We start from the raw sequence: 19,210 nt of genomic DNA on the forward strand, positions 1-19,210 counted from the left end.
TCACGCCACCTCGTTGGCTTCAGGTGACAGCAGCATCCACCCAGCGCGGCGCAGATCCTGCGACAGGCGGCTGATGGTCAGGGCTAATCAGGATGCATTTTTCATATCACACAGCCTTCCGATATCTCAATGGTGGCTTGGTAGTCGGTATACTTTGAGTGAACTCCTCCAAATCCTTTATGTGCTGTCAGCGCCACGCCCAAATCTTCAACAAATTGCGGTGCTTCTGACTTGAGATGGACTGGGAGGCCTTTCCCGCCATTGATCCAAATTAACATCCAACGAGACCAGCCCGCTCCTTTTATTTTTCCTCCACTTTCAAGCATATCAAGTCGCAACGTCAGTAATTCACCACGCCAATAAAATGTCCACTGTGTTTGATTGCGGATTTCAGGTTCACTCCCCCGCCATGCGCCACGTTTCGCAAATAGATTTCACGATCACGATCAACGACCCAGTCTCTGGAATTGGTTGCTCCAATCCGAAATTTGCGATCAATCGACAAAATGTCGTATCTAGCAACATCATCTGGGGAAATGAACTCGCTTACGAATGCCATGGTGACACCCCTATCTTATAACTGATTTGTATTTTTGAAAAATTATCATCGACTTCAAGAACGATGTGGTAATCCGTGTTCCTTGAATGGACGCCAAAATCCTTATATGCGAGCAAGGCTTCTTTAAGGTCAGCTAAGAATTGTTCCTTGTCAGCTTTGAGATGCTCAGGCAGTCCATCTCCCCCATTGATCCACATCAGTCTCCAATGGGACCAGCCGGACTGACCTCGCGCGCCCCCGCCGTCGACCAAATCCAATCTAAGCGTCAGGAGCTCGCCATGCCAATAGAAGGAGAACTTTGTCTGGTTTCTGACTTCAATCTCGGTGCCGCCACCATTTGCGACATTGCGCAAATACACGTTGCGATCACGATCAATTGTCCAGTCTCTTGCATTAGTACCACCGATCACGAAATCTCTGTCGATCGCTTCCAGGTTGTATTTAACAACATCCGGCTCAGGAATAAATTCATTCACGAATGGCATTTTAATTTCCCGGAAATGGCTTGGAGCTTTTCGTCAAGAGTTAATTTCATCAGCTTGGAAGGGTGGAAGACAGCTTCTTGATTTTAGCTTTCGGCAGGAAGTATTTTAGTAAAGCAAGTCTTCGTAAGAATGATCCTTTCACAGAGCGCCGGGCTTGGGACGCCTTCATAGAGAAACTTTTTCCTGATTAGCCCCGACTCTCAGCCATGAAAATTGCTCGCTGCACGTAAAACCGGCTCTGGGCATGGTGTGGATTGCATCATGGCCGTGGCAAGTCGTGGCAGCATCTCGCGCAAGCGGAATCGACGATTAAAACGATAGGCCGCTTCTCCCAGGTAACGCCTTGCGTATTTGCCTTGCGCGATGGCGTGATACACGCCACTGATGGCGCGTTTGAGATTGCCCAGCACCACGTTGAGCCAACGTGCACCGGCCGTTTCGGTCGCGGCACGACCACCGCCAGTGTCCAGCGTGGTGTGCGCGTGGCCGGCGTCTTCTAGCCGGCGGAAGCAGGCCAGCCCATCGGTGTAGACCTCGCATTCGGGCGCCAAGCGACGGGCAATCCAGTCCTGCAGCGAGGTGTTGTCGAAGCTGCGCACCGGCTCGATCACCACAAAGCGCGGCGCGGTGAAGGTGGCATCGGTCTGCACCGCAATCAGGAACGCTTGTTTGTTCTCCGATCCGCGTCCGGCCTTGCCACCGTTACGCTCGCCGCCGAGATAGGCATCGTCGATCTGCACGAAACCCGCCAGTTTCCGCATGGATTCGCGCTCGGCCATAACCTGCATGATCTTGTGTTTCATCCGCCAGGCCGTCTTGTAGTTGACGCCCAGATGCCGCATCAACTCCAGCGCGGCCATGTTGGTTTTGGTCGAGGTCAGCAGGTGCAACGCCAGCATCCAGGTGCGCAGCGGCAGCTTGGTGCCTTCGAACATCGTGCCTGCAATCAGGCTGGTCTGATGCCGGCACGCGCTGCATTGGTAGTAGATCGCAGCACCCCGCTTGAAACGCGAGCGCACGCGTCCGGCACAAACAGGGCAACGAAAGCCTTGCGGCCAGCGCCACTTGTAAAGCGCGCGATAGCACTTGGCTTCGGTGCCGTAGGACGCGAAGAACTCAGGCATCGACAATCCCGCTTGGAACTGCACGGCATTGATACTCATCACGCCACCTCGTTGGCTTCAGGTGACAGCAGCATCCACCCAGCGCGGCGCAGATCCTGCGACAGGCGGCTGATGGTCAGGGCTAATCAGGAACTTTTTTGTCAAAACCCATCGCTTTCAGCTCCTGCGGCAACATCGATGCGTGGCGCTTCTATGTCTAAGAGTACGACACATCGCTTTCCGATAGGCAGCCTCATAGGTTGCCGCAATTGCAGCCGGGCCACGGGCGATGTTAGCGTCCACCACCTGAGTTGCCTGCTGGTCCAGTGCAGCATTGCGCTTAGGACTTGCTGGATCCACCGTCCAGATAGGCCGATCGTTCCGATCGACTTCGTCGGCGATCATCCGTGACCACTGACCACTGACCACTGACCACTTGCCGGATCATGCCGCCAATCCCGAGCGTAAAGATGCGCCGCATCTGCCTCACTGGATGGCTGCACAATAGGTATTACTGGGTTGCACCTTGCCCAGCGCCTGCCTGGTCTCTTCGCCACTGGCGTGAAGTTCAGCTCGCGTGCCTTTTCAGGCAGTGCGAACATGCACGGCAGGGGTGGAGTTGGGGAGATCACGCACATGTGCCGGCAGATCGCGGTGCCAATCGGCCTGTTGTTGCCAGCTCTCGCGCAGCGTCTGGGTGACTGTTGGATCCTTGAACCACGCATTGCGCGCCTCTTCCAGCACCTGCCCTGGCGGGCGTGTATCGGTGCGGCTGTCGTAGAGCTCCACACCCTGACGATTGAAGATGCGGATGGGCGCGGAGGTCTGCGCGTGCACGATGTCCAGGCTTGGTGGCAATTTGGCGTAGATCGCATCTCGGGCCCCTTCGGGAACATAGCGGCCGTGGCCGCGTTGATCCAGTGAGGTTGAAAAACGCTCATCGACACCATGCTCGCTTACCAGCTTGTGCGCCGCCACCGCGCGCACCTCGACCGTGTAACCGCGCGATTGCAGGTCCTTGATGAGTTCCGAGCTCCACTGGCCATTGCTGAGCGTGGTGTCGAAGATCAGGTTCTTCTTGCCTTCCACCGTGGCCTGCAACAGCTCGTCGGCCCACTGGCTGGCATCGGGGTGGGTGTAGCCGGACCAGGTGTAGGGGTGAGCGTTGCGCAGATCTGACACTTGGGGGTGGAATTTTCGCAATTCGTCTGGATCAACCGGCACAACATTGCCCTGAAGCTCAAGCGCTGCCAACCTTGCAAGCCCACCTTTACCTGCGCCTGGTTGCCCAGCCAAAATAATAGCTTTAGGTTCACGTTGAGCCGTTGCATCATTTAAGCCGCTTCCAGGGATAATTTTTTCAGAAAAAATTTGAGTGTGTAACTCACTGTCAATCTTGCCTGGATCAGCGCTCATTAGTTTTCCTGATTAGCCCCATCGCTCAGCCGGCAGTTGCAGGATTTGCGACGAGTCGGTTGGACAATGGTCCCACGTGAATACAACGCAGGTGGGAGATGGGCATCAACATCGTGCAGTTTCAGCCAGGCTTGTCGCTGAGCGAGTTCATGGATCGCTACGGAACCGAAGCCAAGTGCTACCGGGCGTTGTATCGGTGGCGCTGGCCGAAGGGATTTCGCTGCCCGCAGTGCGACGGCCGCGCGCGCTCGCGCTTTCGACGCGATGATCAGGTGTACTACCAGTGCCGGGCGTGCCGGCATCAAACCACCTTGCGTGCCGGCACGCTGTTGCAATCCAGCAAGCTGTCTTTGCGCCTGTGGATGCAGGCGATGTACCTGCTGACATCCAGCAAGACCAACCTGGCAGCCCTGGAGTTGAAGCGGCATCTTGGAGTGACCTACAAGGCGGCCTGGCGCATGAAGCACAAGATCATGCAGGCGATGACCGAGCGCGAAGAGCCACGAAAACTCAAGGGGTTTGTGCAGATCGACGACGCCTACCTTGGCGGCGAACGCAGCGGAGGCAAGCGCGGACGAGGCTCGGAGAACAAACAGCCGTTCGTGATCGCGGTGCAAGTGGACCAGAACAATGAACATCCTAGCTTTGCGGTGATCGAGCCGGTGAAGGCCTTCGACAACGCCTCGCTGAAGGACTGGATCGCGCGCCGTCTGGAACCGGAGTGTGAAGTCTATAGCGACGGCCTGGCGTGCTTTCGCCGTCTGGAGGAGGCCGGGCATGCCCACACCACCCTCGATACCGGCGGCGGTCGTGCTGCAACCGACGTCCAGGGAGCGCGTTGGTTGAATGTGGTGCTGGGCAATATCAAACGCGCCATCAGCGGGACCTACCATGCGGTGGGCCAGGCCAAGTATGCAAGGCGCTACCTGGCCGAGGCGGCCTATCGCTTCAACCGCCGATTCGATCTGAAACAGATGCTGCCGCGGCTGGCGACGGCGCTGCTGCGCTGCACACCTTGCCCAGAACGCGTTTTGCGTATGGCAAGCAACTTCCATGGCTGAGGGATGGGGCTAATCAGGTTAGTTTTTCCTCAGTTAATTGAAGTAAGATCCAAAATCATCATCGGAAATCCATTTATATTTTGAGCTGGCCTTAAGTATTAAAATATCTTTCTGCTCGGCACTTTTTATTCTTTCAGCATCGCCACTAGAAACTGCGTGCTCAAGCTCCTCGCGGGCTTCGGAGATGAATGAGTCAAGCTCATCTTCCAACATCCATATTGCCCACTCAAACGGAGGAGTTACCTTTGAAGGTCGCTGTACGGCAAAATTTAGCTGCTGCTGAAGCCGCTCTATGAGCTCAGGATAGTCTTTCAGTAGCTCACGCAATTTCTGCGGCACAGGAGGTGCAGGCAAGCCGTTTTCAATCGAGGGAGGCGTGGGCTTCGACATGGCAGGGTCTTTCCTCTCAGCAATGGGCGCGCGCAGCGCAGTGTGCGCATCGTCATCCAGTGTAGGCGCCTGTTGCACCGGCTGCATCCACGGCGCGCGCTCAAGGGCGCGCTTGACCTGCACCAGCAGCCCATTGCGGGGCAGAGGGCCGAGCACACACTGCGCGCGTTCGTTGATCAGTTGCACATCGCGCGGCGACTGTGCCGCGTGCGTCTCCAAGATATAACGCGCAAGAGCGGCGTAGCGTGATTCGGCAAGCGCTGAATCAACTCGGGATAGTCTTTCAGTAGCTCACGCAATGTCTGCGGAACGGCGGGCGATGATGCATTGTCATCGACCGGTGTGGGGGCGGCTTTGACACGGTAGTGCCCTGCCTTCAGGAAATAGCTGGCTGAGGTGCATCATGCATCTCTGCGTCTTGAGCCGTTGGTTGGTGCGCTGCCGCGACCCAGGGCGCAGGCTTCGGTTTGCGTTTGGCCTGTACCGGCAGTCCCTTGCGGGGAAGTGCCCCAAGCTCACGCATCACCCGGTCATTGATGATCTGCAGGTCGCGCAGCAGCTGTGCTGTGTGCGCCGCGGGCACGAGCGGTGCCAGGGCGCTGTAACGAGAGTCTGTCTTCTTGCTCATATGCATGTCCTTTTGCAGATGTGTTCTGGGATCAACGGATTTTATGCAAATGGTAGCGCATCGGTATGCCTGCAGCGGCCTGTTCGGCTGAGCGATGATCGCCCACCAATGCCGACAGCGCCTGCGTCTTCCAAAGTGCTTACCGACTCCTTCAAGTGCATCTGCCCAGGCGCCTCTCCGCGCCTGGGGATGAGATCAGCATACGGCGCCCCAACCGGTTGCAGATAGCCGGGTGCACTGCGATATAGAGACGCTGTCCGCAACTACGATTCGTCCTCCATAACGGCCGTCCGGAAACGATGCGATGCAGTCCGCTGTTAGTGTCCGGCCTTGGTTTTCGCCCGATCCACCGCCAGCGCCTGCACTGCGACAGGGTCCATGATGCGCTTCTTCAGAACCGAGTCCTTGAAGAACCAATTCTTCTCGCAGCGGATCGGCTTGCTCCCTTCGAAGAACAGCAGTTCGTCATTGCCGGGAAGTTCCTTGATTTCCTGCGGGAGCATCAGCGCGCGGCGTTCTTCGGTGTAGTTGTACGACACGTTGCTTCCGCCGCCCCCCTTGCTGGTGGAACGATGCCGCTTGCGGATCGTCGTATACCCCAGCATGTCGCTATAGGCATTGGCATCTTCCTGTTCGCGAGGGGTGAACACGATGCTGGCGGCATGGTTGGTGATGAAGTTCTGCGCATCGTCGGCACCATAGGTGGCACGCAACTGCGACTGGCTCTGGATGATGCACAGATCGCGCACGCCGTAACTGGCGGAAATGGAGATGCGCTTTGACCACACATCGACCCGACCCATCGCGGTGAATTCGTCCATCAGCATCAGCATCTGATACTTCAGCTTGGGATCCTCGTTCAGCTGCTTGTCGAGGTTATTACCGATGACCGAGCTGAAAAAGATATTCAGCAGCTTGCTGCTTTCATCCAGCTTCTGGGTGGGGATGATGACGTAGACCGTGGTAAGCCGCTTGCGGATGGCGGTGACGTCGATGTCCGTGGCATTGGTGGCGGCCGCCAGGATCGGGCTCAGGAACTGCTGCAACGGGGCCTGCATGGTGGCCATGACCGAAGAGAAGGTCTGTTCGGCCAATCCGACCAGCGCACTGAAGGTGGAGCGCGTCTGTGGGCTGACGTAGGTGAAGTTCTTGTGCGTCAGAATTTTTTTCAGTACGTCGGCAGTGGTTTCACCATCGTGACCACCGGTGGAGAAGCGCAGGATGCGTTCGAAGCTGGGGAACAGCACGCTGGTATTGTGGTCTTCAACGCCAGGAAAACCGCTGCTTCTCATGTCGTGCCAGTTCTCGAACATATACGAGGCGAATGCGGTGAAAGCCGTACGCGCCTGGGTGACCCAGAAGCCGTCTTTGCCGGGCTCGTCCGGATACAGGATGGCCGCCATGGTCTGGATGGATGCGATGCGCTCGCGCGGATCCTCCGGGACCAGGGTGAGGGGGTTGAAGCGGTGGGTCTTTCCATCGGTGGCGTAGGGCGCCCAGACATAGATTTTCTGGCCCTGCGAGGCGCGGTATCCGCTGGTCGCCTTGAACAGCTCCCCCTTGAGGTCCAGCACCACCATGGATTGCTGGTAGGTCAGCAAGACCGGGATCGCAATGGAGGTGGTCTTGCCGGAGCGCGTTGGTGCAACCACGATCACGTGCAGCGCGCCGTTGATGTAGATGTAACGGCCATTGAGTTTGCCGACCAGAATGCTTTCCGGCTTCTTCTCCAGCATGCCGGCTTTCTTGAGGTCGACAACGGTGGCAAAGCTCGCCTCGCCGTGCAGGGATTGCTGTCTTTTTCTCAACAGGGGAATCAGCAGCAGCAACCAGACGATCAACGGCAGGCCAAAGCCAATAACGCCGCTGATCTTGATGCGCGTGACATACGGTTGGACTTGCGGAAGGTTCAGCGCCTTCCAGTATTCCAGGTAGGTGGTCGCCTTCAATGGCACCTGCAACTTCAGCAACATCAGCGTCATGTAACCGGCCAGGTACAACCCGGCGACCATTGCAAGGACCAACAGGATCGCTGCAATGCCCACCTTTCCCTTACTACTCATGCTTCCATCTCCGTGTGTGATTTGCCCCCGCGCCCGCGTACGGGCAGCGATGGGGAGGCGGTCTTTTCCAGGCCCCGCTCATCATAGATGAGAGCGGCGCGAACTGGCGTCGCCACGGCGTCAACCTGTCGCCCCATGAAAGCGGGCGACAGGACGGAGTGTCGAAGTGGTCCTGGCCGGTCCCGGGCACCGGCCATGCGTGCTCCTGGCTGCACAGCAGTCTTGTTAGCCGCTCCGGTTCCCATGTCCAGCCGGCATGGAAACCAATCGGGGCCACAGTGCCGTCAGTTCATGCAGGCAGACGCCAGGATGCTCCCGGGCCCTGGTGCGCGCTCGTCGCCGATGCCGGGGATCGCGTGCAACGGAGGGACGGCCGATGCCGGTCCTGCGCCCCTAGCTGATGGTGCCGACCAGCTTCAGGCGCTTGTCTTCCGGCACTTCGCTGTAGGCCAGCACCGACAGGCTGGGCACGCTGTGGCGGACCAGGCGAGCCAACGCGGCGCGCACCTGGCCGGGCACCAGCACCACGGCCGGCTCGTTGCGGGCTTCCTGCTTGCCGACGCAATCGGCCAGGCTCTGGTGCAGGCGTTCGGCCAGGCCGGGTTCCAGCGCCACGCCGTTGCCGTGGGTGGATTCCTGCAGCACGCGCTCCAGCTGCGGGGCCAGGGTGAACACCGGCAGCTCGGCCGACATGCCGGCGATCTCCTGCACGATGAAGCGGCCCAGCGAGGTGCGCACCGCGGCAGTGAGGGCGGCCGGGTCCTGGCTGTGCGGGGCATGCTCGACCAGGGCTTCGACGATCTTGCGCAGCTGGCGCACCGGAATGCGCTCGATCAGCAGGTTCTGCAGGACCCGCACCACCACCGACAGCGGCAATGCCTTGGGGGTGAGGTCTTCGACCATCTTCGGCGCGGTCTTGCCCAGCGTGGCCAGCAGCTGCTGCACTTCCTCGTGGCCGAGCAGTTCGGGGGCGTGTTCGCGGATCAGGTGCGACAGGTGGGTGGCGACCACGGTGGCCGGGTCGACCACGGTGTAGCCCATCGATTCGGCATAGGCGCGCTGATGCGGCTGGATCCAGGTGGCGTCCAGGCCGAACGCCGGGTCCTTGCCGGGAATGCCGTCCAGCTGGCCGAGCGCACCGCCCGGGTCCAGCGCCAGCTCGCGGTCGGGATGGATCTCGGCGGTGGCGACCGGCACGCCGTGCACCAGCAGGCGGTAGGCATTGGCCGACAGCTCCAGGTTGTCGCGAATATGCACCGGTGGCACCAGGAAGCCGATGTCCTGGGTGAGCTTGCGGCGCACGCCCTTGATGCGCGCCATCAGTTCGCCGCCCTGGTGCTTGTCCACCAGCGGGATCAGTCGATAGCCCACTTCCAGGCCCAGCGGGTCGATCGGGCGCAGTTCGTCCCAGCTCAATTCGGCGCTGGCCTGGGCGGTGGCGGCGGTGGCAGCGGCCTGCGGATCGGCAGCGGCATCGCCGGCGGCCGGCGCGGCCAGGCTGCGCTTGTACATTTTCCAGGCGATCACGCCCAGGATCAGGCCCAGCGTCAAAAACGCGACGTTGGGCATGCCCGGCACCAGGCCGACCAGGCCCAGGATGGAGGCGGCCACGGCCAGGGCGCGATGCTGGCCGAACACCTGGCCGATCATCGCCCCGCGCATGTCCTGCGCACGCGAGGCGCGGGTCACCAGCAGCGCGACCGAGGACGACACCAGCAAGGCCGGCAGCTGCGCCACCAGGCCGTCGCCGATCGACAGCAAGGTGTAGGTGGATGCGGCATCCACGAACGACATGCCGTGCTGGAGCATGCCCACCGCCATGCCGCCGATGAGGTTGATGAACAGGATCAGGATGGCGGCGATGGCGTCGCCGCGGATGAACTTGTTGGCACCGTCCATTGCACCGTAGAAGTCGGCTTCCTCGCGCACTTCCTCGCGGCGGGCCTTGGCCTCCTCGCGCGTCAGCAAACCGGCGTTGAGGTCGGCGTCGATGGCCATCTGCTTGCCGGGCATGGCGTCCAGGATGAAGCGCGCGGTCACTTCCGACACGCGCCCGGCCCCCTTGGTGATGACCACGAAGTTGATGATGGTCAGGATCGCGAACACCACGATGCCCACGGCGTAGTTGCCGCCGATCACGAACTGGCCGAAGGCCTCGATCACCTTGCCGGCCGCGGCGTGGCCATCCTGGCCGTTGATCAGGATCACGCGGCTGGAGGCGACGTTCAGCGCCAGCCGCAGCATCGTGGTCATCAACAGCACGATCGGGAAGATGGTGAATTCCAGCGGGCGCTGCACGTACACCACCGCCAGCAGCACCATCAGCGAGATGGCGATGTTGAAGGTGAACAGCGCATCCAGCACCGGCGCGGCCAGCGGGACCATCAGCATGGCCAGCATGGCCATCAGCGCCAGCGGGGCGCCCAGGCCGTTGCGCAGCAACTCCATCACGCGGCGGGCGTTCATCGGGGCGGGTTGGGCGCTCATGCGCTGGCTCCCTTGCCGAACTCATCCACGTCCAGCGACGGCAATTCCGGCATCGGGCCGCCGTTCCACCCGCGCAGCTGGTAGACGTAGGAGAGCACCTGGGCCACGACCGAATAGAGTCTCACGGGAATTTCCTTGCCGATTTGCGCTTCCCTATACAAGGCGCGTGCCAAAGGCGGTGCGGTGACGATGGCCACCCGGTGCTGTTCGCCCGCTTCGCGGATGCGGAAGGCCATTTCGTCCACGCCCTTGGCCACCACGATCGGGGCACGCATCTTGCCGCCTTCGTACTTGAGCGCCACCGCGTAGTGGGTCGGATTCATCAGCACCACGTCGGCCTTGGGTACCGCTTCCATCATCTGGCGCTGCGACATCTGCATCTGCATCTGGCGGATGCGGCCCTTCACTTCCGGGCTGCCCTCGCTTTCCTTCATCTCGCGCTTGATCTCTTCGCGCGTCATCTTCAGCTTCCGCATCCAGTTCCACTTCTGGTACGGCGCGTCGATGGCGGCCAGCAGCACCAGCGCGCCGGCGGTGTAGAACAGCAGGCTCCTGGTGAAGTCCAGGCCGTTGCCGACCGCCTGTTCCAGCGGCTGGTTCACCAACGCGCGCAGGCCGTGCAGGCCCTTGGAGATGCATAGCCAGGCGGCCAGCCCCACGAACAGCAGGCGTAGCACCGATTTGACCAGCTCGGCCAGACTATTGCTGCCCCACATGCGCTTGACCCCGTTCATCGGGTTGAGCTTGTTGAGGTCGGGCATCAGCGCCTTGCCGGAGAAATGCATGCCGCTCATCAGCAGTGGCCCGGCCAGCCCAGCCAGCAGGCAGATGCCGATCAGCGGCACCATCACCCACAGCAGCTGCAGCAACAGGTCGCCGAAATGGCCGAACAGCGCCATCGGGTTCTCGCGCATCTTCGGGTCCGGGCTGAGCGCGGTCTTCATCCAGACCGCCGCGCCATCGCCAATGCCGCCGGCCAGGGCCATCAGGCCGAACACGCCGGCGCCGAACACCGCCGCAGTGGACAATTCCCGCGATTGCGGGATGTTGCCCTGCTCGCGGGCTTCGCGCAGGCGTTTTTCGGTGGGAAGCTCTGTACGCTCGCCGCCGTCTTCGGACTCGGACATGGAGATGCCGGTAGGGGATCAGCCTGGGCTGATGCAAGTGGCATTCCAGAATTGGGAATTGGGAATTGGGAATCGTAAGAGCGGTTGGCTGCGCGCTGGTTGGGCGCGCGGAGTGGATTGCCGCTACTGCGATCTAGCTGGCCAGGCGGCTTGGGCCGTTGCGTTGGGCGAGGGCCAGGGTGATGAAGTGCTCGGACCCGGCAGCTAGCGACCCGCCGCGCGTGTTCTTGAGGTCGTCTACCGCAACGCCGTGGATCAGGCCACGGAAACTTCAGGTTCTTCCGGCTCGATGCGGTTGCGGCCGTGGCGCTTGGCCCGGTACAGCGCCTCGTCCGCGCGTGCCAGCAGCGTGGCGGCGGTGTCGCCGACGCGGAACCACGACACCCCGATCGAGCAGGTCACCTGCAGCGGACGCGCGGCGCCGACGTCGTAGGGCGGCAGGCTGATCGCTTCGTGGATGGCGCGCAGCCGGTGCTGGCTTTGCCGGTGCATGCCGGGCAGCAGCAACAGCAGCTCCTCGCCCCCGTAGCGGCCCACCTTGTCCGAGTCGCGCAGGCAGGCGGTGAGCCGTGCGCCGACCTTGGCCAGCACTGCGTCGCCAACCAGGTGGCCGTGCTCGTCGTTGACCTGCTTGAAGTGGTCCAGGTCGATCAGCACCACCGCCAGCGGATGTTCGGCGTGCGCGCAGGTCTGCAGTTCCTCGGCCATCGCCTCGAGGACGCCGGAGCGGTTGAGCAGGCCGGTCAGCGCGTCGTGGCTGGCCTTCAGGGCCAGCGCCGCGCGTGCGCTTTCCAGGTCGCGTTTCTCCCGCTCCAGCTGATAGGTGCGTTCGGCCACCAGCTCGGCCAGCATGCGTTCGCGGGCGACCAGATGGCGGTGGCGCCAGCTCCACAGCCCGATCAGCAGGCCGCCGCCGATCAGCAGGTACAGCGCAATCGCCGGCGGGCTGCGCCACCACAACGGCGCCACCGCAAACGCCAGGTCCACCACCGGCGAGGCGGTGCGCCGGTAGCGGTCCAGCACCTGGACCTGCAGGCGGAAGTGTCCGGCCGGCAGCGGCGGCTGGTCGATCGACAGGTCATCGCTCTGGATCCATTCGTCGTGCAGGCCGAGCAGGCGATAGCGCACGGTCAGCCTGCTCGGATCGTCGTAGACCTCCATCGTCGCCAGTTCGATATGCAATGGCTTGTCGCTCCAGCGCAGCAGTTGCCCGCTGCGGATCGGTTCGCCGCCGCGGCTGACGCTGTCGATCCGCACGCTGGGCTGGCGCTGGTCGAACAGGCGCGCGGGGTCGTGCAGATGGCTGACCCCGCGCGCGGTGCCGATCCACACCGAGCCGTCCGGGTCTTCGGCAAATGCCGCTTCGGACACGTCGTCCCAGAGCAGGCCCTGCGACTGCGACAGATGCGCCCAGTGTTCGCCGTTATAGACCTCCACGCCGCGGGCGTGGCCAACCCAGATCCGGCCAACGCTGTCGCCGCGCAGCAGATACACCCCGACATCGCGCAATGCTTCGTCGCTGATCGCCTGCAGGTCCAGGCCATCGGCAAGCAACATGCCGTGCCACAGGCCGGGCCGATAGAACGCCAGCCACACTTCGCCGCTGTCGCTGATGTGGAATTTGCCGATCCACGGGTCGGCATCGCCGCCATTGACCTTCACCTGCACCTTGGACCAGCGCTCGCCCTGCAACCGGAACAGGCCATTGGCACTGGACACCCACAGCGTGCCGTCGGCGGTCTGCTGGATGTCGGTGTAGGCAACGGTGGGCATGTCCGCCACCGGCTGCGGCGTGCCGCCTTCAAGCGGCCGCTCGATCACGAACAGGCCGCCAACGGTCAGGATCCAGAGCCGGCCCTGGCGATCGCTGTGCAGGCGCCGCGCGGTGCGGGGCAGCTTGGCTACTGCGGTGCTGCGGCCGTCAGGCCAGTTGCGGCGCAGGAACCCGGCGGAGTTGATCGCCCACAGGCTGCCATCGGCGCTGCGCGCCATGCCCACGATCTGGATGCCCGACTCCGGCAGGGCCGGCACGAAGCGTCCGCCGGGGGTGTCCTGGCGCCCGGCACCGTGTTCGTTGCCCACCACCAGCGCATCGTGCGCATCGCGTGCGATCGACCAGGTTGGCGCAGCCGGCATGCCTTGCGAGGCGTCCCAGTTCTCGATCCATTCGTAGCCGGCCCAGCGCACCAGGCCTTCGCCATCCACGGTCATCCAGACATCGCCTTCCCGGTCCACCACGATCGCATCGCTGCTGCCCGGCGGCAGCCCGTTGTCTGCGCCGAAGCTGCGCCAGTGGCCGTTTTCCCAGCGCGCCAGGCCATCGTTGCGGCGGACCAGGACGCGTCCCTCGCGGTCCATCACCAGCGGTGCCTGTTGCCCGACGGTGGTGCCATCGAGCAGTGGCAGCGGTCGCACGCTGAAGTGGCTGGCCCCGGCCGCGCGATAGAGCAGGGTGCCGGCGCCGCGCACCCACAGCGCACCGTCGTGATCGCGCAGCACGCTATACCAGCGATCCTCGGGAACGCCTTGCTCGGGGCCGTAGACCTGCACCTTGCGTTGCGCATCGATGGCGCACAGCTTGTGCGCACAGCCTGCCCACAGCGTGTCGCCGTCCACCGACAGGCTGAGCACCTTGGACAACTCCGGCACCTTGACCCGGGTTGCGGTATTCAGCAGCGGCTCGCTGTGCCAATGGCCGTTGGCGCGTTCGCTCAAGCGTTCCAGGGTGCCGCCGTTGGCCAATACCGTGCCCCAGGACGGGCTGGCCAGCAGCATGCCTTCCTGCAGGTGCTCGGCTTCATCGCGCGCCAGTTTGCGAAAACCATGCTCGTCGCCCACGAACAACGCCTGGAATCCAGCCACCCACAACCGCCCGTCGGGCGCTTCGCTCATCGCGGTGATCGGTTCGTTGCGCAGGCCGTCCAGCACCACCTGCTGGAACAGACGCCCGTTATAGCGATACAGCCCGCTTTCGGTGCACACCCACAACGAGGTGTTGCGGGTCTGCAGCAGACAGGTGCCGGCCAGACCGAGCAGTCCCTGGTCGTGCGCATAGCGGCGGATGCTGGCGCTTTGCGCGCTTGCCAGCTCCGACAGCGACAGCAGCGCCACCAGCAGCACCGCAGCAAACGATGCACCCCGGCCCGACGCCCCCCATTGGCGCTGCACAAACCCCACGAGCGTTGCTGTCTCCCACGCATCGGTGCGTGTGGTCCGCGCACCTCGCGCGGTGTCTCACGCTTGCCATTGGCGGCTCCATCGTAGGCCGCGCTATAGCGACTAGCGGCTGTTCTCGCCGTTTACTTTAATTGCATGCGGCAATCGATTGACGCGGTGAATCGGCGAGCGCAACCGCTGCGCGGATCCTGCGTAGACCGGTTGCGACCGCGATCAAACGACATGATTGATGCCCGTTGCAGCCTGTACTCAACCGTCGCTGTCGGCGATCACCACCGCCGTCAGTTGGCCATCATCGTAATCGATGCGGTTGCGGCCGCTGCGTTTGGCGCGGTACAGCGCCGCATCGGCGCGCGCCAGCAGTTGTTCGAGCGTTTCGCCGGGCTGGAACCACGCCACACCGATCGAGCAGGTGACATGCAGCCAACCGCCATCGATGGGGTAGTCGCCGCAGATGCCGCGATGCAGGGCATCCAGCCGATGGGTGGCTTCGTGGGTCAGCCCGGGCAGCAGGGCCAGCAATTCTTCGCCGCCATAGCGGCCGATACGGTCCTCGCCACGCACCAGCGTATCCATGCGGCGGCCGACGCCGGCCAGCACCGCGTCGCCGGCCAGGTGGCCGTGCTGATCGTTGACCAGCTTGAAATGATCCAGGTCGATGAGCACCACCGCCAGCGGCCGGGCGGTCGCATCGGCGCGCTCCAGCATGTCGCGCAGGGCAGCAAGGATGCCTGCGCGGTTGAGCAGGCCGGTGAGTTCGTCGTGGGTGGCCTTGAGTGCCAGCGCGGCGCGGGCCGATTCCAGATCGCGCTTGTCCTGCTCCAACTCTGCGGTACGCGTGGCCACCAGCTGTTCCAGCTCGCGCTTGCGACGCAGCAACTTGCGCGTGCGCCAGCGCAGCAACAGCACCACGGCCGCGATGCCCAGCAGCACGTAGGCAACCAGTGCGGGGATGCCGCGCCACCACGGCGGAGCCAGCACGAAGCCGAACCGGGTCACCGGACTGACGCTGCGCTGGCTTGCATCCACCGCCTGCACTTCCAGCGCGTAGCGGCCGGGTGGCAGCAGCGGGTAGGTGAGGTGGCTGAGCGAGGTCGTGGTCCAGCGCGCCTGATGGCCCTCCACGCGGTAGCGAAAGCTGATGCGGTCCGGGCCGCCCTCTGCGCCGGGGGTGCTGATATCCACGTCCAACGGCACCTGCGACCACGGCACGCGCGCACCAGCGTTCAGGATCTGGTCGCCGCGGCGTGCCCGCAGCACTTCCACCCGCAGCGGTGGCGCAGCGAAGACGCGTAGTGGATCGATCAGACGGCTAAGCCCGCGGCTGCTGCCGATCCAGACGCTGCCATCGGCATCTTCGAAGAAGGCATTGGCCGACACGTCGTCCCAGAGCAGGCCCTCGGAGCGGGTGACCCGCGACCAATGGCCGTTGTCGAGCAGGTCCAGGCCCTGGCTGCTGCCCAGCCACAGGCGGCCCTTGCTGTCGTGACGCAGGATGAAGGGCATCACCCGCGAGACCAGCGGGTCGTCCACTGCGCTCAGCGCAACCGTGCCGTCGGCCTGTTCGCGACCATGCCAAAGCCCGGTATCGCGTAGCGACAGCCACAGCTCGCCATCGGCAGCGAAATCGAGCAAGAAGAAGTCGTGGCTGGGCAGAGCGCCGTGTACCTGTACCTGCGCCCAGCGTCCGTCCTGCTGCCGGCGATACAGTCCCTCGCGTGTGCTGGCCCATAGCCGGCCCTGGCGATCCAGATCGATGTCGCCCACGAAGGCGGCCGGCACTGACGTTTCGCGGCTGGCCCGCAGTGGCAGCTGTGGCGGAATCGCATACAGGCCGCGCGGCGTGCTCACCCACATCACGCCCGCTGGATCGAACAGCAACGTGTTGACCGGCAGGCCCAACTCCAGCATGTCCACGGTCTTGCCGCTGCTCGGATCGCGGCGCGCCAGGGCGCCGGAGGAGCGCGCCACCCAGGCCGCCCCATCGATCGGCGACAGCGCAATCGAGATCGACTGCAGTAACGGCTCGCCACTGGCCAGCGTCCATGGCTGCACACGTCCACTGCGTGGGTCCAGCACGTTGGAGCCGGCATCACCGCCCACCAGCAGCGTTCCGTCGGGCAGGCGCTGCATGGCCCAGGTCGGCGCTTCGGCCAGGCCCTGGCTTTCGTCCCAGTGTTCGATGGTGCCGTAGCCCAACCAACGCTGGACGCCAAGGCCGCGCGTGCCGATCCATAGCTGCCCGGTGCGCTGCATCATCAACGGACCCACCATCGGGCTGATCGACAACCCCTGGTCGTGCCCGAAATAGCGCCAGTGGTCGCCTTCCCAGCGCACCATGCCGCGATCAGAGCGGGTCAGCAGGCGGCCGTCGGCATCCTCGGACAGCGTGGTGGCGCCGGAAAGCGTATCGAAACGGGTGCTGGCCGGCGGCGGATGGTCGCGGAAGGTCTGTTCACCGGGTTCGCGCGACAGCACCAGGCCGCCGCCGCGTAGCCACAGGGCACCATGACGATCGCGGAAGATGGCGCGCCACTGGCATTCCGGCACGCCGTCGGTGTCGCTCAGCAGGGCGATCCGCCCATCGGCCTGGAGGTGACAGATGCGCTTGCCGCAACCAATCCACAGCGTGTCGGCATCGGCCAGCACGGCCCTGCCGGCGGGCAGGGTGGTGCCGTCGTCCAGGCGCAATGGCAACGGCTGCACTGCCCAGGCACCGGCAGCGACCGGCGCCACGCGCAGCAGCTGGTTCTCGCTGACCACCACCATGCCGTCCTGATAGGGGGCCAGCACATTGCCGCTGTCGGCACGGATCGGCGTGCCCTCGTGCAAAACCTGGCGGAAGCCGGTGCCGTCGCGGACGAACACGCCGTTGGCACTGGCAACCCAGAGCCGGCCTTGGGCATCCAGCGCCAGTGCGCCGATATAGCGCGCATCCAGCCCGCTTTCCCTACCAATCGGGGTAAACCTTCCGCGCTCGAAACGATGCAGCGCTAGCTCGGTGCCGACCCACACCACGCCCTGGCGATCTTCGAGCAGGCTGTTGACGGTCATGCCCTGCAAGCCGTCGGCCTGCGCATAGTCGCGGAAGCTGTAGGTCTGTGCGCGCGCGGACAGCGGCATCAGCAGGCCGATCACGCATAGCGCCGCCAACCGCCACAGGAGGCTGTCGCGCAGGCTGCTTGGAGCGAACGACGCAGACAGGGTGGGCATCGGTTTCCGCGTAGAAGAAGTGAACGACGATCGAAGGGCTCAACCGGCTACAGCGTTGACGGCAAGCCACCCTGAAACTTGAGATTGCGGGGCGTCAGCCGGTCAGCTCTCTTGCAGCATCGAAGGCGGTATCGAACAGGCGCTGCACCGGCGGGGCGAACTCGCTGGCGAAGCTGGATAACAGGAACAGCCCCAGCAACACCGTCAGCGGCAGGCCCAACTGCATCGGGTTCAAGGCCGGCGCGGCCTTGGCCAGCGCACCGAAGGCCAGGTTCACCGCCAGCATCGCCACCATCATCGGCAGGGCCAGGATCAGCCCGCCGCGCAGGATCTGCAGGAACAGCGTGGGCGCCACCTCGGCGAACGCGCTGGCATCGGGGATGGCGGTGCCGATCGGCAAGGCCTTGTAGCTGTCCACCAGCAAGGCGATGACTGCCAGGTGTCCATTGGCGGCGAAGAACAACAGGCCAAAACCGAGATAGAACCACTGTGCGATCACGCCCGAGGTCACTCCGCGCATCGGGTCGGACATCTGCGCAAACGACAGACCGGTGGACTGCGAGACCAGCTCGCCGGCCAGTGCGCCGGCTTCGAAGATCAGCTTGAGCATGAACCCCATGCTGGCACCGACCGCCAGTTCGCGCGCGATGCTGAGCACCGCGGTGGCGGTGAAGCCATCCCACTCCGGCACCGGCGGCAGGATCGGCGCCAGCGCCATCGACAAGGTGCCCGCCAGCATCACCCGCACCCGCCCGGGCACCGCCCTGGTACCGATCAGCGGCATCGCGGTCAGCAACGCACCGGTGCGCAGCATCGTCCACATGATCGCCCCGACCATCGCGAACGCGCGCTGGCCGTCGATCACCATCTGGGTGGCAGCATCCATCCGGTCCGGCCCGCTAGCCGATCAGGTGCGGAATGCGCTGGAACAGCGCGATGGTGAACTCCACCAGATGCCCCAGCAGCATGCTGCCGGTCGCGAACAGGGTGGCCGTCAGTGCGACCGCCTTGGCGACGAAGGCGATGGTGGGTTCGTTCAACTGGGTCGCGGCCTGGACCACGCCGATCACCACACCCACCACCAGCACCGCCAGCAACATCGGTCCGGCAATCCACAGGACGGTGACCAGGCCACCACGCAATTCAGTCAGGGCGATTTCAGGGCTCATGGGCGGTGGTGATGCAAGTGGGGTGCCAAAGGGGTGGGATTGGGGGGATTCGGGATTCGGGATTGGAGGCTTGGCTGGCGGTTTGGTAGTTGGTTAGTTCGGTTTCATCCTTGCCTTGCCTTGCCTTGCCTTGCCTTGCTGTTAGCGTGTCGCTGTCGCTCTGCTGTTGGTTTTTCGGGCCCCCATACCGCAGCGGCAAGCCGGGTAGATACAACCCGTAGGCATCGCGCAAGGATGCGCGATGTTTTTGTAAGGGACAGGGACGTCCCTTACAAAAATTTCTACCCGGATTGCGGACCTGGAGCGCGCAGCGCGGAAGGCGCGAGGACGGG

The 19,210-nt window shown here is 63.3% G+C and carries 13 protein-coding genes and 1 pseudogene; 1 reads left to right on the plus strand and 13 read right to left on the minus strand.

Annotation, left to right across the window (positions count from 1 at the left end):
- Positions 1–101: 101 nt before the first annotated feature.
- From XCSCFBP4642_RS30030 to XCSCFBP4642_RS26930, 4 genes and pseudogenes are all read right to left on the minus strand, one after another.
- Entirely contained in the window at positions 102–338 is a 237-nt protein-coding gene (locus tag XCSCFBP4642_RS30030; RefSeq protein ID WP_228325866.1) for a hypothetical protein, read from the minus strand.
- Positions 339–546: 208 nt separating this feature from the next.
- Entirely contained in the window at positions 547–1,050 is a 504-nt protein-coding gene (locus tag XCSCFBP4642_RS0110710; protein ID WP_029219777.1) for a hypothetical protein, read from the minus strand.
- A gap of 194 nt (positions 1,051–1,244) precedes the next feature.
- Positions 1,245–2,207 carry an IS1595 family transposase gene (locus tag XCSCFBP4642_RS0110715; protein WP_006448937.1) on the minus strand — a complete coding sequence of 321 codons (963 nt, stop codon included), beginning with the start codon at positions 2,205–2,207 and terminating at the stop codon, positions 1,245–1,247.
- A 177-nt stretch (positions 2,208–2,384) separates the two neighbouring features.
- Positions 2,385–3,563: pseudogene (locus tag XCSCFBP4642_RS26930) on the minus strand (zeta toxin family protein); the annotation flags it as partial.
- A 98-nt stretch (positions 3,564–3,661) separates the two neighbouring features.
- On the opposite strand from XCSCFBP4642_RS26930, the gene XCSCFBP4642_RS0110725 reads away from it, so the two are divergent.
- The gene (locus XCSCFBP4642_RS0110725) at positions 3,662–4,624 is read left to right on the plus strand and encodes an IS1595 family transposase (RefSeq protein ID WP_029218992.1); all 963 of its coding nucleotides are present in this window, start codon (positions 3,662–3,664) and stop codon (positions 4,622–4,624) included.
- Positions 4,625–4,657: 33 nt separating this feature from the next.
- On the opposite strand, the gene XCSCFBP4642_RS24605 is transcribed toward XCSCFBP4642_RS0110725, so the two are convergent.
- The 9 genes from XCSCFBP4642_RS24605 to XCSCFBP4642_RS0110765 all read right to left on the minus strand — a co-directional run bounded on the left by XCSCFBP4642_RS24605 (position 4,658) and on the right by XCSCFBP4642_RS0110765 (position 18,878).
- Positions 4,658–5,200, minus strand: coding sequence for a hypothetical protein (locus tag XCSCFBP4642_RS24605; RefSeq protein WP_228325812.1), 543 nt, complete (start codon positions 5,198–5,200; stop codon positions 4,658–4,660).
- A gap of 190 nt (positions 5,201–5,390) precedes the next feature.
- Positions 5,391–5,642, minus strand: coding sequence for a hypothetical protein (locus XCSCFBP4642_RS24610; RefSeq protein WP_053329549.1), 252 nt, complete (start codon positions 5,640–5,642; stop codon positions 5,391–5,393).
- Between the two features lie 317 nt (positions 5,643–5,959).
- Positions 5,960–7,705 carry a type IV secretory system conjugative DNA transfer family protein gene (locus XCSCFBP4642_RS0110735; protein ID WP_029219780.1) on the minus strand — a complete coding sequence of 582 codons (1,746 nt, stop codon included), beginning with the start codon at positions 7,703–7,705 and terminating at the stop codon, positions 5,960–5,962.
- A 393-nt stretch (positions 7,706–8,098) separates the two neighbouring features.
- Entirely contained in the window at positions 8,099–10,171 is a 2,073-nt protein-coding gene (gene flhA, locus XCSCFBP4642_RS0110740; RefSeq protein WP_029219781.1) for a flagellar biosynthesis protein FlhA, read from the minus strand.
- Between the two features lie 17 nt (positions 10,172–10,188).
- A complete protein-coding gene (gene flhB / locus XCSCFBP4642_RS0110745; protein WP_029219782.1) occupies positions 10,189–11,319 on the minus strand; it encodes a flagellar biosynthesis protein FlhB in 1,131 nt (376 codons plus the stop codon).
- A gap of 255 nt (positions 11,320–11,574) precedes the next feature.
- Positions 11,575–14,496, minus strand: coding sequence for a ligand-binding sensor domain-containing diguanylate cyclase (locus tag XCSCFBP4642_RS0110750; protein ID WP_029219783.1), 2,922 nt, complete (start codon positions 14,494–14,496; stop codon positions 11,575–11,577).
- 249 nt (positions 14,497–14,745) lie between these two features.
- Positions 14,746–17,709, minus strand: coding sequence for a ligand-binding sensor domain-containing diguanylate cyclase (locus XCSCFBP4642_RS0110755; protein WP_053329550.1), 2,964 nt, complete (start codon positions 17,707–17,709; stop codon positions 14,746–14,748).
- A 94-nt stretch (positions 17,710–17,803) separates the two neighbouring features.
- Positions 17,804–18,595 (minus strand): flagellar biosynthetic protein FliR, encoded by a 792-nt coding sequence (gene fliR, locus XCSCFBP4642_RS0110760; RefSeq protein WP_029219785.1) that lies wholly within the window; start codon positions 18,593–18,595, stop codon positions 17,804–17,806.
- 13 nt (positions 18,596–18,608) lie between these two features.
- Positions 18,609–18,878, minus strand: a complete 270-nt coding sequence (locus XCSCFBP4642_RS0110765) for a flagellar biosynthetic protein FliQ (RefSeq protein WP_005917968.1) — start codon at positions 18,876–18,878, stop codon at positions 18,609–18,611.
- Between the last annotated feature and the right edge of the window lie 332 nt (positions 18,879–19,210).

It is taken from the genome of Xanthomonas cassavae CFBP 4642 (assembly GCF_000454545.1).
GTDB classification, from domain to species: domain Bacteria; phylum Pseudomonadota; class Gammaproteobacteria; order Xanthomonadales; family Xanthomonadaceae; genus Xanthomonas; species Xanthomonas cassavae.

Coding starts and splice junctions, on each gene's coding strand:
- XCSCFBP4642_RS0110715 (WP_006448937.1), bottom strand. CDS start 2,207: ATGAGTATCAATGCCGTGCAGTTCCAAGCGGGATTGTCGATGCCTGAG.
- XCSCFBP4642_RS0110725 (WP_029218992.1), top strand. CDS start 3,662: ATGGGCATCAACATCGTGCAGTTTCAGCCAGGCTTGTCGCTGAGCGAG.
- XCSCFBP4642_RS24610 (WP_053329549.1), bottom strand. CDS start 5,642: ATGAGCAAGAAGACAGACTCTCGTTACAGCGCCCTGGCACCGCTCGTG.
- XCSCFBP4642_RS0110735 (WP_029219780.1), bottom strand. CDS start 7,705: ATGAGTAGTAAGGGAAAGGTGGGCATTGCAGCGATCCTGTTGGTCCTT.
- flhA (WP_029219781.1), bottom strand. CDS start 10,171: ATGAACGCCCGCCGCGTGATGGAGTTGCTGCGCAACGGCCTGGGCGCC.
- flhB (WP_029219782.1), bottom strand. CDS start 11,319: ATGTCCGAGTCCGAAGACGGCGGCGAGCGTACAGAGCTTCCCACCGAA.
- XCSCFBP4642_RS0110755 (WP_053329550.1), bottom strand. CDS start 17,709: ATGCCCACCCTGTCTGCGTCGTTCGCTCCAAGCAGCCTGCGCGACAGC.
- fliR (WP_029219785.1), bottom strand. CDS start 18,595: ATGGATGCTGCCACCCAGATGGTGATCGACGGCCAGCGCGCGTTCGCG.
- XCSCFBP4642_RS0110765 (WP_005917968.1), bottom strand. CDS start 18,878: ATGAGCCCTGAAATCGCCCTGACTGAATTGCGTGGTGGCCTGGTCACC.